This window comes from Cohaesibacter celericrescens, assembly GCF_002866925.1.
In the GTDB taxonomy this organism is placed as follows: domain Bacteria; phylum Pseudomonadota; class Alphaproteobacteria; order Rhizobiales; family Cohaesibacteraceae; genus Cohaesibacter; species Cohaesibacter celericrescens.
Window position 1 is genome coordinate 18,088 of sequence record NZ_PKUQ01000047.1, and the last position, 16,782, is coordinate 34,869.

Below are 16,782 nucleotides of genomic sequence, written 5' to 3' on the forward strand. Positions count from 1 at the left end.
ATGTTAGGGATTTGCGTTTTTGTCTTCGGAACGATTGGTCATTTTCCGAATGCGTTCGGCGAGTGAAAAGACCTCATTCCAAGCATCTTTTTTTTCCTCTGTTTCCGCGGCCGGAGCAACAAATTCTGTATTCGGCTTCGGTATAGCATCGACTGTTCCGTTTGAGGCCGGTTTGTCACTGTCGTCATCGCTCAATAAAGCGTGGATGACAGATTCTTCGCCTTCGGATTGGGCTGTGAAGCCTGTGATCTGGGCCGCGATATTCTTGATTTCATTGCGCAGCATCATTTCTTTTGGCGACAGCGGTGCGTTGTTATCTGGTTGTGCTGCTTTTTGTTTGAAGTCTGCAAGTTCCTTGCTCAACGCATCACTTTTGGCGATTGTATCTGATAAACGCGCTTCCAGTTGCGCATTTTCATTTTGCAAGGTGTCGACAAAGGCGGACAAGTCGTCTCCTTCTGCTGCATTCATTCCATGCTGCAGCTGCATGGTGAGACTGGCAACTTTGGCTTCGGCTTCAACACGCCGCGCTTCCGCTTCCGCAAATTTCTGTTGGCTTTCAGGATCGGTAACCGGCTTTTGCGCTTTGCTGCGTTCCAGTTGAATATTCAAATTGGAGATAGTGGCATCCATATCTGCTAATTCAGTCTGTAGGCTATCCAGCTTGCTTCGTTGCGCTTCCAAACGTTCTTTGTTGTGATCCAATTCATCAGATTTTTGGCTCAACAACCCTTCTGCTTCCGCGCGGCTGCGGATTTCTGTGTTGTATCGGCTGTGGAGCTCTGAAAGCTCTTCTTTATAATTTTCGATGCGGGTGGACTGAGCGATCAACTCGATTTTCTGTTCGCTGTAATTTGTTTCCAGATGCAACAATTGTTGCTCAAGGTCGGATTGGGTCGTCTCAAGGTCTGAAATAGTCTGCTTGGCTTGTTCCAGGTCATGGCTTGTGTCTGCGAGCGTCTGGACTGTTTGTGCCATTTCTTGCTGTTGGGCGGCTAGATCATCCTTGAGGGATAGAATGTCTGCCTCTCGTTCTGAAATTTCCGTTGCACGGGCTTGTAGATTTGCGTTGAGCCGATCAATTTTCATGGCCTGATTAGCCATATTTTCCAGTCGGGTCTCTGCAATCACTTCCAGTCGACGCAGCTTTATTGCTTGCTCGGCACGCTGCATGTCCTTTTCGGCCTGCAATTCGCTGTAGCTGATGGGCATTTCTGCCATCACACGTTTTTCGGTCAATCGGATGGCGCGCCGCCAAATCAATGGCAGAACAAAAAGCGTCAGGAGTAATGTGACAAACACTCCCAGCAGAATGTACATGGCGATTGCGATCACTGCGCCTTACCCTTCGTTGCTTGGCTGCCTTTTTGCGGTTTCATTCTACCCCCGTAACGAAACCCATCAGCGACGGCTCGGTCTTGGTAAATTTATCAGTGTCCGAGCGTCGCACCACAGCTTCTCCAGTGTTATCAGTCAACGCTGGTTAACGGAATAGCAAAATAGCGTGGTTTGGCTTTTTGTGCGTGCGCGACCCAGCGTCAGAACGGGTTCCATGTCGGTTTTCGGGTGAATTTTAAATAGCCCATGTTGACCCCCAGCCGAGCACCGATACCCGAACGGATAGGCACGATGTAATATTGTTGATCTGCGGAAAGGACCGTCAAACCAAAGCCCCCTACCAAATAGGCCGATCCATTGATGCCGCCCCAACGACGGAAAAGGTAATCAACGCTGGGAAGCTTATAGACAAGCATCATTGTGCGGTTGCCATCACCACCAAAATCCCAACCAATTGAGGGGCCTTGCCAAAAGACTTTGTGAACACCCATGTTTTTGGTGTTGAGTTGGCCTTCTCCGTAGCGACCACCAACAACAATTGCGCCGCTGCCTTCTTCACCGAGGATGTAACCATTTGGCAATCCGTATTTAGAAACAGCTCTTTCAACGAGCGAAGCGAGGCCACCGGTTACGGACCCAAAAAAACTGTGTCCTGCGGCAACAATTTCTTGAACTGTATAATGATTGTCATCGCTAGCGTTTTGCGCGCGCGTTACGGCGGGGGACAAGAATGCACCAATGGTCAGTGCGATTAGGAAGAGCCCATTGCGGTAGAAGCGCGATATATGCGGCTTGCTCAATTTTGTCATCGCTTTTCATCCTGTTTGAAACGGTCAGAGCGCTCACAGAGCGGTCGTTCTGTTTCGTCTATCGCTGGTGGTTGCCAATCAACATGCCCAGAATGTAGTTGGGCGTCTCATTGGCAATATTAAATTTACCATAAGAGATGGATGTGGCATTTTTCTTAACATCTGATTATGCAAACGAGAATAGGTTGGATTGTGATGAAAAAATGGTCGCTCCGGACATTGTTTGGTTGTGGAGTGTCAGTGATCCAGTTGGGACGGGGCGCTGCTCCGATATTGATTTGTATGGTTTAGGCAAGACTTGGCAATTGCGGCTGAGGCCCATTTGGGCTGCTTTCCGGCTCTTTTTCGTAACTTTTTTATTAATTTTTAGCGTCTATCCGATGGCGACCATGGCGTCGGGCCAGTCTCGTCGTGTGGTGGTGGACACCAATTCTGGTTATGCTTTGTTTGGCTATGATCCTGTTGCCTATTTTACAAGGCATGTTGCCGTGCCGGGCTTGCGGGAGAATGAATTCGTTTGGCAAGGGGTGAGCTGGATTTTTGCTTCAAAGGCCAATCGCGCTGTTTTTATGGATGATCCCGAGATTTATGCACCGCAATATGGTGGGCATGGGGCTTTGGCGATGGCTCGGGGATATCCTGCTGACTGCAATCCCAATGTATGGGCGATTTACGGCGACCGGCTATTCCTATTCTATTCTTATACTGCTCGTGCCGCATGGGCGGAGGCCGTTGATCTTCACGTTGAACGGGCCGACAAATATTGGGTCGAAGTAGAAGGCACGCTTTCCAGGTAGATATTTGGCTTGTCGATTCAAACTAGATTGAATGCGGTTTTGCCGATCAAGAGCTTTTTTGCAGGTTCGTTTGGCCTTAATTGGCTTTGGTGCGGTCTTTTCTGTCTTTCATCTTGATGAAACTAGCCTCTTGTTGCTTATCTGGACTTGGCACAAGGGTGCCTTAGAGGTAATCCTCAAATTATATATGACGCTGTATGATTCGCGCTGGGTGCGGATGTCTGCATCGATTTGGAATTCTTTGTGATCAGTGTGCACTCGTAAGGGGGGGCGACTGACACTGAAGTGATTCTAACGTGGTGCCAAAGCTTTCGAGGATGCAATGACTGGTATCGATACTCTTTCTTCTATGGATTTGGCCGCTCTTTTGTGTAGCCGTGTTTGTCACGACATCATTAGCCCTGTTGGTGCGATCACCAATGGTCTTGAAGTGATCGAAGAAGACAATGGCGAAGAGATGCGCGCGTTTGCGATGGAATTGATCACCAAAAGCGCCAGAACGGCATCGGCCAAACTACAGTTTGCACGGTTGGCATTTGGTGCCGCGGGCTCTGCTGGTGCTGAGATTGATACAGGCGATGCGGAAAGTGTTGCACGCAACTTTATGGCTGGCGAGAAAGCTGAACTTGAATGGGAAGGCACACGGGTTCTTATGCCAAAGAATCTTGTAAAACTGCTTCTCAACTTGGTTCTTATCGGTGGGTCGACAATTCCCAGAGGTGGTACCATCAAGGTGTCCTTGGCTGGGGATGCACGGTATCCTACATTCACGTTGGTATGTGAGGGTAAAAATGCTCGTATTCCTGCCAGCCTGGATCGGTTGTTGCGTGGCAGACCTGCAGATGACCACGGCATTGATGCGCATGCCATTCAACCCTATTATACTGGACTATTGGCACGGGAATCAAAAACCGACCTTTCATTTGATTGGGTTGATGACACTATTACCATCATAGCCAAGCCGGTACATATTCCAGCTGCGGAAGACATGATTGGTGTTGCCCAACCTTCCTGAGACACTTCAATAATCGCAGCTTCATTCGAAAATGGCTGCTTTATTTGAATTTCTGGTATTTCAGGCCTAGTTTCCGTCGAAACAGGCCTGAAAGAACGCCAGTTAGGTAGTTATTGCTCGCTAACTTTTGATTTATGCAAATTGTTTCAGCTTAAATTAACGGTTTGGCCCGAAACTCAGACGGAATAGCTGTCTTTTTTAAAGACTGGTTTCCGTTAAGAATCAGGGTTTTGGCCATGGATGATCTGTTACGCGAATTTATCGAGGAAACAAACGAAAGTCTCGACGTCGTTGATGTTGAGCTAGTAAAGTTTGAGCAAGAACCCAACAATGCTCAGATTCTCGATAATATTTTTCGATTGGTACATACGATTAAAGGGACCTGTGGTTTCTTGGGGTTACCAAGGCTCGAGGCCTTGGCGCATGCCGCCGAAACTCTAATGGGAAAATTCAGAGATGGTGCGTCGGTGACTGGCGAATCTGTCTCCATTATCTTGTTGTCGTTGGATCGCATTAAAGAAATCATGAGCGAGCTAGAGGCCAATGAGACGGAACCCGAAGGCCTCGACGAAGACTTGATTGATCAATTGGATCGATTGTCTGGAATTGGCAAATATGCTGGTCTGGATGCAGTGCCGGCGGTTGATGCAGTCGCGGAGCCTGCCGAAGAAGAGATTGAGGTCGCCGAAGCCAGCGCGCCTGCTGGAAGTGAGAGTGGCAGCGAAGTATACCAAGTCATTGAACGTGAGCTTAAAGCGGGTGAAGTCTCGCTGGATGATTTGGAACGCGCCTTTCGCGATGCAGAGGGACCAGAAGATTTTGATATTGCTCAGAGCGCTAAAGAAGCTGCCGAGCAAGCCGTTGCCGATGCCGCTGCCCAAAAACGTGCTGGCAAGGTGCCCGCCACCAAGGTGGTCGCGAAGACTGAAGTGAAGAAAAAAGAGGAGCCTAAGGCGGCTTCCGACAAAGAAACCAAATCAGTTGCTAATCAGTCCATTCGTGTGAATGTCGAGACGCTTGAGCATCTGATGACCATGGTTTCCGAACTGGTGTTGACGCGCAATCAGTTGCTTGAAATTGTTCGTCGTCACGAAGATTCCGAATTCAAGGTGCCTTTACAACGCCTATCCAACGTTACGGTGGAATTGCAAGAGGGCGTCATGAAGACGCGGATGCAGCCGGTTGGTAACGCTTGGCAGAAGCTGCCGCGGGTGGTGCGTGACCTTGCCAACGATCTCAATAAAGACATTGATCTTGTGATGATCGGTCAGGACACAGAGCTTGATCGTCAGGTTCTGGAGCTTATTAAAGATCCGCTAACCCACATGGTCCGCAACTCGGCTGACCATGGTTTGGAAATGGGTGACGAGCGTGTTGCGATGGGTAAGCCTGCCAAAGGCACAATTACCCTTTCGGCCTATCACGAAGGCGGTCATATCATCATCGATATTGAAGATGATGGACGTGGCATCAATACCGAAAGAGTCAAAGACAAAATTCTCAAAAATGAGCTGGCTACTGAAGCTGAAATTGAGAAAATGTCTGAGCAGCAGATCAACAAATTCATTTTTGCTGCTGGTTTCTCTACAGCCGAAAAAGTGACCAATGTTTCTGGTCGCGGCGTTGGTATGGATGTTGTCCGCAACAATATCGAGGTAATTGGTGGTTCTGTCGATTTGAAATCGACTCCTGGTAAGGGCTCTATTTTCTCTATCAAGATTCCGCTTACTCTGGCGATTGTTTCATCTCTGTTGGTTGAGGCATCCGGTGATCGATTTGCCATTCCTCAGCTGTCTGTTGTCGAGCTGGTTCGGGTGCAGAATAACTCCGAACACAAGATCGAGCGTATCAAAGATACACCGGTTCTGCGTCTGCGCAATAAGCTGCTGCCTCTGATCCACTTGAGCAATCTTCTGGGTATCGAAGGGCGCAATGATGAAGAGTTGAAACTGGATGACAATGGTTTCATTGTTGTCATGCAGGTTGGACCTCAGACCTTTGGTGTTGTGGTTGACGCTGTCTTCCACACAGAGGAAATCGTGGTCAAGCCAATGGCTTCAATGTTGCGTAATTTGACGCTGTTCTCCGGTAATACCATCTTGGGTGACGGCTCTGTTATTATGATTCTCGATCCAAACGGTGTCGCCCAAGCCTTCGGTAGTCATGTTGGGACTGACGTTGAGTCCAATATTCAAAAAACCGAACAGGAAGCCCTGCCAGAAGAGAAAAATACAGTGTCGTTGTTGATTTTCCGCGCTGGATCGTCCGAACCCAAAGCCGTGCCTTTGTCTCTGGTTACGCGTTTGGAAGAATTCGCGATCGACAAGATCGAATTCTCCAACGGGCGGGACATGGTACAATATCGTGGTAGCCTGATGCCGCTCATTCAGGTCAATGACTTTGTACAACGTCGCACCGAAGGATCTCAACCAATGTTGGTATTCTCCGATACAGGCCGCTCAATGGGCTTGGTCGTGGATGAAATCGTCGACATTGTAGACGAGCAACTCAATATCGAAGTGTCTTCCGAGATTCCTGGCTTGCTGGGCACTGCCGTTATCAAAGGCAAGGCAACCGAAATTATTGACGTCGGGCACTATCTGCCTCAGGCGTTTGAAGATTGGTTCCATCGCAAGGAAATGGGCGACGAGGATCGGTTGTCCAAAAAACTTCTGTTTGTTGATGACTCAAGCTTCTTCCGCAACATGCTCGGACCGGTATTGAAAGCGGCCGGGTACGACGTGACCATATGCTCTGGTGGAGCTGAAGCCCTTTCTGTCCTTGAGCGCGATCCAAGTTATGAAGTCGTCGTGTCCGACATCGAGATGCCAGAAATGAATGGTTTTGAACTTTGCGAGGCCATTCGTCGCCAGCCTGCAACGCGGGATATTCCGATCATCGCCTTGTCTTCATTGTGCACACCTGCAGCCATCGAACGCGGTCGTCGGGCAGGGTTTAACGACTATGTTGCCAAGTTTGATCGTCCTGGTTTGATTGCTTCGCTGAAAGAACAACATATTGAATTGGGAGTTGCAGCATGAGCAACCAATTTGTAAGCGAAATGGAAAAAGACAATCTGGATGAAACCATCCAGTATGTGACCATTTTTATTTCGGATCAGCTTTTCGGTTTGCCAATCAGTCGTGTACATGACGTTTTCGTGCCTGAATCTGTCACTCGCGTGCCTATGTCGCAGGCCGAGATTGCCGGTGTACTGAATTTGCGTGGTCGGATCGTAACAGCCATCGACATGCGCAAACGGCTTGGCCTTGGTCCGCTCGAAACCGAAGGCAGCCTGATGGCGATCGGGATCGAGTTTAAAGAAGAGTCATACGGTTTGATTATCGATAGTGTAGGCGAAGTTCTGGATTTGTCAGAATCCAGCCGCCAAGCTGTACCTAGCAATTTGGATCCGCGCTGGGCCGATATTGCTGCAGGTGTCCACCGTCTTGAGAATAATTTGATGGTGATCCTCGATGTTGATCGTGTTCTTGGCGATATGGTAACCACGAATGTTGCGGCCTAACGGCCTCAACATGGGGCCTTTGGAGTAGAAAAATGAAGACTTGTCTGGTCGTTGATGATTCCAGTGTTATTCGCAAAGTGGCGCGTCGCATTCTAGAAGACCTTGAGTTTGAGATCACAGAGGCCAAAGACGGTCAGCAGGCTTTGGACAGTTGTGCTGTACAAATGCCAGATGCCGTCTTGCTTGATTGGAATATGCCTGTCATGGACGGCCTTGATTTCTTGGTTGAGTTACGAAAGTTGGATGGGGGATCCAACCCTAAGGTGATTTTTTGCACAACGGAAAATGATGTTGCGCATATTGCCAAAGCGATTCGTGCGGGGGCTAACGAATACATCATGAAACCTTTTGATCGGGAAATTGTTGAAGCGAAGCTTCAAGAAGTTGGCCTGATTTAAAGAATAGAGCCTTAGTAGTGAGTATGAGTGATGGGTTTGATGTCCGCAAATGCGACGGTTTCGAGAGCCACTTCGAACCCGATAAAAGTGATGGTTGTCGATGATTCTGTCGTCATCCGAGGGCTGATTGGGCGATGGGTTAGCGAAGACCCTGCTCTTGTTTTGGCGGGATCCCACCGGAATGGTCGTTTGGCTGTTGAAGATGTAGCCAAATCCAGGCCTGATATCGTGGTTCTTGATATCGAGATGCCAGATATGGATGGTTTGACAGCCTTGCCACTGTTGTTGAAGGGATATCCAAGCACCAGAGTGATTATGGCATCAACACTGACGCGCAGGAACGCAGAGATTAGTATGCGCGCCTTGTCGTTAGGTGCCACAGATTATGTGCCGAAACCCGAATCCAATAGCCAAATCACAACATCAAAAGACTTTCGCACCGAGTTGATCAACAAGATCAAGGCCCTCGGTGGTATGCGAGACGTTGCAGCTTTGCATTTTCGTGCGTCGCGTCCTACTACGCCCCGCGCCACAGCTACTCATTCTAGTGCACGAGCGCCACAAAGTCGTACAGCGTTTACGACCGATGACACATCGCGTCCGAGAGGGGCTACGAATGTAACACCAGTTGCAGCCACGCAGGTAAAAGCGATTTCTGCTGCAGGAGGGGGAATTACCCTTCGCAAGCTCAGTTCTGCACGCCCTCGAGCGCTTTTGATCGGTAGCTCAACCGGCGGGCCTCAGGCTTTGGAAAAACTGTTGCAAGAAATTGGTCCTCAAATGCGGTCTACGCCTATTTTGATTACCCAGCATATGCCAGCGACCTTTACTGCTATTTTGGCAGATCATCTGGCGCGTGCGTCAGGAATGCCCGCAGCGGAAGCGCAGCATGGTGAGATTGTTCAAAATGGACATATCTATGTTGCGCCAGGTGGCAAGCATATGGAGTTGGTCAAGCAAGCGGGGCAGGCGGCAATCAAACTGACTGACGATGCGCCTGTTAATTTTTGCAAACCTGCCGTCGATCCATTCTTTGAATCCGCTGCGAATGTGTATGGTGCAGCGGCTCTTGGCGTGATCCTTACCGGTATGGGGCATGATGGGACGGATGGGGCGCAATATATTGTTGATGCGGGCGGAAGCATTATCGCGCAAGACGAAGCAACCAGTGTGGTTTGGGGAATGCCAGGGGCCGCGGCAAATGCCGGTGTTTGCTCTGCGGTCCTTCCTCTTAATCAAATCGGTTCAAAAGTGATGCGCATATTTAGAGGGGAACGAGCATGACGCCACAAGATTATTCCTTTTTGCAGGGGTTCTTGAAAGAAAAGTCAGGTCTGGTTCTTTCCAACGACAAGCAGTATCTGATTGAAAGCCGTCTGATGCCGATTGCCCGTCAAGCGGGGTTGGAGACAATTTCAGATTTAATCGGCAAATTGCGCAGCTTCGGAGAACGTAAACTGCAAATTGCGGTGGTTGAAGCAATGACCACCAATGAGTCGTTTTTCTTTCGCGACAAAACGCCATTTGATCATTTCGTTGACACCATTATTCCGCATCTGGTTCAAAAACGCCAACGTGGGCGCGTGCGAATTTGGTGTGCTGCAGCCTCCACAGGGCAGGAGCCCTATTCTTTGGCAATGTGTTTGAAAGAAAATGCAGCCAAACTGGGCGGTTTGAGTTTTGAGATTATTGGAACAGATATTTCGCAAGACGTACTGGAAAAAGCCAAAGCCGGATTTTACAGCCAGTTTGAAGTGCAACGAGGTCTGCCTGTACAGTTGTTGTTGAAATATTTCACGCAGCATGGCGAAATGTGGCAAATCGCTCCAGACATTCGCTCGATGGTGACTTACAAGCCTTTCAATCTTCTCGATAGCTTTGCGTCTATGGGGCAATTTGATGTCATCTTTTGTCGCAATGTTCTGATTTATTTCGATCAGGCGACAAAGTCGGATATTATGCAGCGGTTGGCCAAGCAGATGCCGGATGATGGACATCTGCTTCTCGGGGCTGCTGAAACTGTGGTCGGACTAACCACTTCATTCCAATCGGTCGCGGGCAAACGAGGTTTGTATGCCAAGACCAGAGCGAATGCTGATGGAGCGGTTGGTTCTTTGCAGAAACGCGAAGCGTCGACTGGTGGTTTTGCATCTCGCACACCATCGACGACAACAGATAAACCGGCATTGTCACCGCGATTTTCATCCATTCCGGGTGGTCGGCGGTAGGCTACATTTCGTTGTTTCTTGAAAGCCGCGTCGGCTTGTTCGATGCGGTTTTTATTTGATTAACTTTTGTTTTGTTCTCGGCGGGAACATGCAAATGCGACTTTTTAATCGCTGCCGAACATAAAAAAAGCCACCCCTCGAGGGTGGCCTTTTGAATATTGGGATCGGAATGCCTTGTCCACATAACGCGTGGGTAGGGATTTGGTAGCCCGCCACGCTGTTAGACCATCGCGTATGATGATCGGGTTAAGCGCTTTCTCTCATCGTTTCTTCATCCGGTTCGCGCAAAACATAACCGCGCCCCCAGACCGTTTCGATGTAATTGCGTCCACCGGTTGCAGTTGCGAGTTTTTTGCGCAACTTACAGATGAAGACGTCGATAATTTTGAGCTCTGGCTCGTCCATGCCGCCATAAAGGTGGTTCAGGAACATTTCCTTGGTAAGGGTGGTGCCCTTACGTAGGCTCAGAAGTTCAAGCATCTGATATTCTTTGCCCGTCAGATGGACACGTTGACCCTGGACTTCCACGGTTTTGGTGTCGAGATTGACGGTCAATTCGCCAGTGGTGATAACCGACTGGGCATGACCTTTTGAGCGTCGCACAATAGCGTGGATGCGTGCGACCAGCTCATCTTTGTGGAACGGTTTGGTCATATAGTCATCGGCGCCAAAGCCAAGGCCACGAACCTTGTCTTCAATGCCGGCCAAACCGGACAAGATAAGTATAGGAGTCTTCACCTTGGAAACGCGAAGGGTGCGAAGCACCTCATATCCGCTCATATCCGGAAGGTTAAGATCCAGAAGAATAATATCGTAATCGTACAACTTGCCAAGATCAATGCCTTCTTCGCCCAAATCGGTCGTGTAGACATTAAAACTTTCAGACTTCAGCATCAATTCGATGCTTTGCGCTGTGGCGCTGTCGTCCTCAATTAGCAAAACGCGCATGCCAATCCCCTTCTTTTGCCTTTCCTGGGCTCGGAGCAATCTGCAATTCTCGCAGCTGCTAAGGACCAAATTATCATCCCAGTTATTAAGGCTAATACATAATGGTTAACAAAAACTGATTCCATCATGCAAGCCCTGGTTCATAAGTTAACAAAAAAAACTGGTATGCTATTGAATCATAGGAAAAATGTTCCCACCGCCATTCTTAATGTTTCACTTTAAGAAACATTATTAAGTGACTCTCGTGACTCAGCAACAATCAGCTCGAACTACTAGGAATAATTTACCCCTATAAAACCCGTGGGATAATAATTAACCAATCAGGTAAACGAATCATTACCATAGGAAAGAATCATTAAGGGCTTGGCAATGGTACAGAATCTTATCGGGAAGCTGGATGACGTCTCTTCAAGGCATGCTTACGGTCGAGTGACATCGATTCAGGGGCATTTGGTTGAAGTTGCGGGGCCGTTGTTCGAAATGAGTGTCGGGTCGATGCTGACAATACAAGCCGATGGTCGCGAGCCAATTCAATGCGAGGTGGTTGGTTTTTCTAGTGATCGCGCGATGTGCCTCCCCTATTCTGAGCTGGAAGGCATCCGGTTGGGCTGCCGGGCGGTTCTGCACGGGCCCACTCTTATACGCCCCACCAATGAATGGTTGGGGCGTATGGTCAATGCATTTGGCCAACCTATCGATGGCAAGGGTCCTTTGCCCCGAGGGCACAGAGCGGTGCCGCTGCGCCAAAAGCCACCTGCGGCCCACAAACGCATGCGCGTTGGTGGACCTATGGATTTGGGAGTCCGTGCGTTGAATGGCTTTATTACCTTATGTGAGGGCCAGCGCATGGGGATTTTTGCCGGATCTGGTGTTGGTAAATCGGTTCTTCTTTCTATGCTCGCCCGAAATGCAAGCTCAGAAGTCAATATCATTGGCTTGATTGGTGAACGTGGCCGCGAGGTGCAAGAGTTTGTCGAGGATGATTTGGGTGAAGAGGGACTGAAACGCTCAATCGTAGTGGTGGCGACATCCGACGAAATGGCCCTGATGCGTCGGCAAGCGGCTTATCTTACTTTGGCTTTGTCAGAATTTTTTCGCGAAGATGGTAAACAAGTTCTTTGCATGATGGACTCGGTCACCCGGTTTGCCATGGCACAGCGCGAAATAGGTTTGGCGGCGGGTGAACCACCCACTTCTAAGGGTTATACACCCACTGTTTTCGCCGAATTACCGAAACTTCTGGAAAGAGCGGGCCCTGGTGAAAAAAATGAGGGGGCTGTTACAGGTCTTTTTACTGTTTTAGTGGAAGGTGATAATCACAATGAGCCTGTGGCAGATGCGGTCCGGGGTATTTTGGACGGTCATATTGTTATGGAAAGGGCCATTGCGGAACGAGGAAGGTACCCGGCGATAAACATTTTGAAATCTGTTTCGCGTACACTTCCAAAAGCTGCCGATCCGGCCTATTGGCCATGCGTATTAAAGGCTCGGGAGCATATGGCGACCTATTCGGATATGGAAGAATTGATCCGATTGGGAGCTTATAAACAGGGAAGCGATCCAAAAGTGGATTTGGCAATCGCTCTTCATGAACCACTGGAAGCCTTCCTTTCGCAACGCAAAGGGGACGCAACCAGCATTGAAGAGGGATATAAGATGCTCGAATCTATTGTTGGTAAGCAGGATAATTCGGGGCTTTAAGGAGTATTGAGTATGAAGTCGCGCGAAAGTCTCATCCGACTGAAACGCTTTCAAGTAGATGAAAAGCGTCGTCAGGTTGGTCAGATTGAATTGATGGTCACAGAGTTCGAAGGAATGATCCGTGATCTTGATAATCAAATTGTGGTAGAAGAGCAAAAGGCTGGTATTAGCGATATCGGACATTTTGCTTATCCAACTTTTGCCAAAGCTGCCATGCAGCGCAAAGACAATCTTCTTGTTTCGATTGCAGATCTGAACGAGCAGCTAGAGCGGGCACAGGACCTTCTGCGCGAAGCGGTAGGTGAGTTGAAAAAGGTCGAAAAGCTCGAAGAGCGCGATCATCAACGCGAACAGGCGGCTCAGGAACAAGCTGAGCAAGAAGAGCTTGATGAATTTACAATGATCGGACGTCGCAGACGCCGCTAACGGCTGCTACAGCTAACTTGTATGATATCTTCTGGATGGCGTTTAGCCATCTTCTTGCTACTCCTTTTCACCAGATTCGCTCAGCCTGTTGGCTTGAGTGGATCTGGCGCCCTTTTGTGCGTCGATTTGGTGGTGGGCGCTCTTTAAACGTGAGCCTTTCAACACGACGGCTTTCTGCTGCTTAACCGGTGCCCATTTCAATCGTGTTTTCAATCATGATGCTGGGAGTGCTTGCTGCAAGAGTACCGTTGAATTGAGTGGTGGGTCAGTCAATGCCGAAGATCACGATCGTGTTTGCCAGTCAGGATGGGCAAACGGCTAGTATTGCACGTCAGATTGCTCTTCATTTGGTCAACTATTCCATTGAGGTTGAGGTGATAAATCTTGCGGCGGGGCCTCCTGATGGGGCCGTGTTGGATGAGTCTGACGTGGTTGTTGTGGCTGCTGCCATTCGTTATGGGCATCCTCTTGCCACAGCCGAGCGGTTCTTGTCGTGTAATGCTGCGCGCTTGGTTCAAATGCCGCTGGTGATGTTGTCGATCAATCTGACTGCACGCAAACCGGACAAACGGTCTTATGAAACCAGCGTCTATCTGCGCAAATGGGTGCAGAGGCATAAACTTGCGCCGGTTCTGACTGCATCCATTGCTGGAAAACTGGATTACCCGAATTATCGTTGGTTTGACCGAGTGATGATTCAGCTCATCATGAGAATGACCGAAGGCCCGACGGACCCAACCACTTGCATTGAGTTTACCGATTGGCAACAGGTGAATGATCTGGCAGACGAGATTGCAACATTGGTGTAACTGGGCTAGTGCTCTTGATATCGACCGTGACGCCATTCTGGTGCGGGTTGTTCCAATCGGGGGTGCTCTTGACGTCGTTTCTTTTGCCTTTTCTGCTGGCTATCGCGGCATTTTCCTTCGGGCTTGGTTTGACGATGCCATTGGTGTCGCTGGATCGCTTGTTGTTTTTCACCGAAACGCCGTCGCTTATGAGCATTTTACAAGGGTTGTGGGCAGAAGAAGAAAAGCTGCTGGCACTTGTGGTTGGAATATTCTCTGTCTTCTTTCCTGCAACAAAAATCATGTTGCTGCATGTGGTGGCCTATCGCGGCAAAAAATCGCGTTCTCTGGCGCTTCTGAATGTCGCCAGCAAGTGGTCTATGATGGATGTTTTGCTGGTTGCGTTGGTGATCTTTTCGGCGAAGACAAGTGGGCTCGCTCAAGCGTCAGCAATGCCGGGGATCTGGCTATATGGCACCGCGACGCTCGCATCGGTCGTCGCATCGGCTATGATCAAAAAATAGGGCAGGGACCGAAGTCCGCTGCCCTAAAGGTTTGTCGCCGTTTATTTTTCGTCAGAGTCTAGATTGAGCCGACTGTTTTAAGCCGAATGCGGGTGTGGATTTCACTTTGGCTCAGCACGGTTGTATGAGCCCTGAAGCGTTCGATAATGGACCGTACATAGGGGCGATTGCCCGGAGAGGTGAGAAGCACTGGAATCTCGCCGATTTGAGCGGCATCTTCAAAGCCGTCTCGCACCAGGCCGACAAATTCCTGAAGTTTGCTTGGTGCCATTGCCAGTTGCTTTTCGTCTCCATCACCAATCAAAGCATTATTAAACTCCTGCTCCCAAGCGGGAGACAGCGTCAGGATTGGTAAATAACCACCGGGTGCTTGATGGTTGGCGCAAATCTGCAGCGATAGTCTGGCGCGAACATGCTCTGTCATCGACTGTACAGAGCGGGTAAAGCCTGATGCGTCAGCAATGCCTTCAAGAATTGAGGACAGATCGCGAATAGAAATGCGCTCGGAAAGCAAGCTTTGAAGCACGCGCTGGATACCAGACACCGTGATTTGGCCTGGCACGATATCGTCGATGAGTTTTTTCTGATCACCGGGCAATTCATCCAGCAGCCCTTGGACCACGGCATAGGACAGAAGCTCATCCATGTTGGCTTTGATGATTTCGGTCAGATGGGTGGAAATAACCGTGGCCGGGTCGACGACGGTCAAGCCCAGAATAGCTGCTTCTTCGCGCAGGGATCCATCTATCCACGTGGCGGGCAATCCAAACGTCGGTTCGGTTGTCTGTATACCGGGGAGCGAGATGTCGGCCCCTGATGGATCCATGGTCATAAATTGCTTGGGATAGACAACGCCGCGTCCGACTTCGACCTCTTTGACCTTCAAAATATAGTCGTTGGCGTGGAGCTGAACATTGTCCATGATGCGGACGGCGGGCATGACAAATCCCATCTCAGAGGCCAACTGACGACGCAGGGCTTTGATTTGATCGGTCAAGGCTTGGGAGTCAGCGCCGTTGGCCATGCTGATCAAACCGTAGCCGAGTTCGAGGCGCAGTTCGTCCATTTTTAGAACTTGGCTGATTGGCTCTTCTGCGGGCGGTTCAGCTGCGCGCTGCTCGACTTGTAGTTTGTCGGCGACTACTTTCTGAGCTGCAAGCTTGTGTTTGTTGCTGGCTTTATAGGCCAAATATCCTGCACCAATCCCAAGTGTCATGAAGGGAACCAATGGCATGCCCGGCAAGAAAGCCATAATGATCATGACGGCGGAAGACATGCCAAGCGCTTTGGGATAGCCAGAGAGCTGGCGCATCAGAGCCTTGTCTGCCGAGCCACTGACGCCGGATTTGGAAACCAGAATGCCTGCAGCAGTGGAAACGATAAGGGCCGGAATCTGAGAGACCAGACCGTCACCGATGGTGAGCAATGTGTAGGCTTGTGCCGCGTCGCTAAACGCCATGTCCTTTTGGGCAACCCCGATGACAATGCCACCGATTACGTTGATAAAAGTGATGATCAGGCCAGCGATGGCGTCACCGCGCACAAATTTCGATGCGCCATCCATGGACCCGAAAAAGGCGCTTTCATCCGACAGATCGGTCCTGCGTTGTTTGGCTTCCTGTTCGTTTATGAGGCCCGCAGACAGGTCGGCGTCAATGGCCATTTGTTTGCCGGGCATGGCGTCCAAGGTGAAGCGGGCGGCGACTTCCGCGATACGGCCAGAACCCTTGGTGATGACGACAAAATTGACTGTGACCAGAATGGCAAAAACAATCACACCGATTACAAAATTGCCTCGGGTGACAAAGTTGCCAAAGGCTTCGATAACATTGCCAGCTGCCCCTGCTCCTTCATGCCCATTGGCCAGAATTAGACGCGTTGACGCAAGGTTTAGCGCCAACCTTAGCATGGTGGTAACCAAAAGGATGGTCGGGAATGAAGAGAATTCCAACGGTGCACGGATGAACAGCGAAGTCATCAGGATGAGGACGGAGAAGATGATCGAGATCGCCAAAAACATATCCATAAAGGCGGAAGGCAAAGGCAGGATCATGACCACGAGAATCGTGATTACACCCACAGCCAAGCCGAGATCGCCATGGCGAAGGAACGAAACTACATTGCTCAGATGATCCAGCGGCGATGGACCGGCTGGTGCAGCAGGAGAGGCCGAGGCATCTGCGCTTGCTGTGCCTGCAACTGTCGCGTCTACATCACTCATGCGATCATCCTGTGCACTATACTAAACTCAATCACGGTGTTGTTCTTTCATCCTGGGGTCAGG

The 16,782-nt window shown here is 49.7% G+C and carries 15 protein-coding genes; 11 read left to right on the top strand and 4 right to left on the bottom strand.

Features of this window, described 5'->3' with window-relative positions:
- Positions 1 to 3: 3 nt before the first annotated feature.
- Positions 4 to 1,335: a coiled-coil domain-containing protein gene (locus tag C0081_RS18240; RefSeq protein ID WP_146006495.1), complete on the bottom strand. Its 1,332-nt coding sequence runs from the start codon at positions 1,333 to 1,335 to the stop codon at positions 4 to 6.
- Positions 1,336 to 1,538: 203 nt separating this feature from the next.
- Positions 1,539 to 2,147: a DUF1134 domain-containing protein gene (locus C0081_RS18245; RefSeq protein ID WP_101535296.1), complete on the bottom strand. Its 609-nt coding sequence runs from the start codon at positions 2,145 to 2,147 to the stop codon at positions 1,539 to 1,541.
- Between the two features lie 380 nt (positions 2,148 to 2,527).
- On the opposite strand from C0081_RS18245, the gene C0081_RS23115 reads away from it, so the two are divergent.
- The 7 genes from C0081_RS23115 (at position 2,528) to C0081_RS18285 (ending at position 10,111) form a co-directional block, all read left to right on the top strand.
- On the top strand, positions 2,528 to 2,944 hold the full coding sequence (locus tag C0081_RS23115) for a YHS domain-containing (seleno)protein (protein ID WP_146006496.1): 417 nt from the start codon (positions 2,528 to 2,530) through the stop codon (positions 2,942 to 2,944).
- Between the two features lie 322 nt (positions 2,945 to 3,266).
- Positions 3,267 to 3,959, top strand: a complete 693-nt coding sequence (gene chpT, locus C0081_RS18260) for a histidine phosphotransferase ChpT (RefSeq protein ID WP_101535299.1) — start codon at positions 3,267 to 3,269, stop codon at positions 3,957 to 3,959.
- A gap of 236 nt (positions 3,960 to 4,195) precedes the next feature.
- Complete coding sequence (locus C0081_RS18265; protein WP_101535300.1) at positions 4,196 to 7,000, top strand: hybrid sensor histidine kinase/response regulator; 2,805 nt, start codon at positions 4,196 to 4,198, stop codon at positions 6,998 to 7,000.
- Positions 6,997 to 7,485: a chemotaxis protein CheW gene (locus tag C0081_RS18270; RefSeq protein WP_101535301.1), complete on the top strand. Its 489-nt coding sequence runs from the start codon at positions 6,997 to 6,999 to the stop codon at positions 7,483 to 7,485. Before C0081_RS18265 ends, C0081_RS18270 begins: the two co-directional genes overlap by 4 nt.
- A gap of 32 nt (positions 7,486 to 7,517) precedes the next feature.
- A complete protein-coding gene (locus C0081_RS18275; RefSeq protein WP_101535302.1) occupies positions 7,518 to 7,883 on the top strand; it encodes a response regulator in 366 nt (121 codons plus the stop codon).
- A 30-nt stretch (positions 7,884 to 7,913) separates the two neighbouring features.
- A complete protein-coding gene (locus tag C0081_RS18280) occupies positions 7,914 to 9,167 on the top strand; it encodes a protein-glutamate methylesterase/protein-glutamine glutaminase (protein WP_101535303.1) in 1,254 nt (417 codons plus the stop codon).
- On the top strand, positions 9,164 to 10,111 hold the full coding sequence (locus C0081_RS18285; protein WP_101535304.1) for a CheR family methyltransferase: 948 nt from the start codon (positions 9,164 to 9,166) through the stop codon (positions 10,109 to 10,111). Before C0081_RS18280 ends, C0081_RS18285 begins: the two co-directional genes overlap by 4 nt.
- Before the next feature lie 246 nt (positions 10,112 to 10,357).
- Here C0081_RS18285 and ctrA read toward each other — a convergent pair whose 3' ends face one another.
- Positions 10,358 to 11,059 carry a response regulator transcription factor CtrA gene (gene ctrA, locus C0081_RS18290; RefSeq protein ID WP_101535305.1) on the bottom strand — a complete coding sequence of 234 codons (702 nt, stop codon included), beginning with the start codon at positions 11,057 to 11,059 and terminating at the stop codon, positions 10,358 to 10,360.
- A gap of 369 nt (positions 11,060 to 11,428) precedes the next feature.
- Here ctrA and fliI point away from each other — a divergent pair, with 369 nt between their 5' ends.
- The 4 genes from fliI to C0081_RS18310 all read left to right on the top strand — a co-directional run bounded on the left by fliI (position 11,429) and on the right by C0081_RS18310 (position 14,498).
- Positions 11,429 to 12,760 (top strand): flagellar protein export ATPase FliI, encoded by a 1,332-nt coding sequence (fliI, locus tag C0081_RS18295; protein WP_101535306.1) that lies wholly within the window; start codon positions 11,429 to 11,431, stop codon positions 12,758 to 12,760.
- 12 nt (positions 12,761 to 12,772) lie between these two features.
- A complete protein-coding gene (gene fliJ / locus C0081_RS18300; RefSeq protein ID WP_101535307.1) occupies positions 12,773 to 13,186 on the top strand; it encodes a flagellar export protein FliJ in 414 nt (137 codons plus the stop codon).
- Between the two features lie 272 nt (positions 13,187 to 13,458).
- On the top strand, positions 13,459 to 13,995 hold the full coding sequence (gene hemG, locus C0081_RS18305; protein WP_101535308.1) for a menaquinone-dependent protoporphyrinogen IX dehydrogenase: 537 nt from the start codon (positions 13,459 to 13,461) through the stop codon (positions 13,993 to 13,995).
- Between the two features lie 68 nt (positions 13,996 to 14,063).
- Positions 14,064 to 14,498 (top strand): paraquat-inducible protein A, encoded by a 435-nt coding sequence (locus C0081_RS18310; RefSeq protein ID WP_210200559.1) that lies wholly within the window; start codon positions 14,064 to 14,066, stop codon positions 14,496 to 14,498.
- Positions 14,499 to 14,556: 58 nt separating this feature from the next.
- Here the strand turns inward: C0081_RS18310 and flhA are convergent, their stop codons facing one another.
- The gene (gene flhA, locus C0081_RS18315) at positions 14,557 to 16,719 is read right to left on the bottom strand and encodes a flagellar biosynthesis protein FlhA (RefSeq protein ID WP_101535309.1); all 2,163 of its coding nucleotides are present in this window, start codon (positions 16,717 to 16,719) and stop codon (positions 14,557 to 14,559) included.
- Between the last annotated feature and the right edge of the window lie 63 nt (positions 16,720 to 16,782).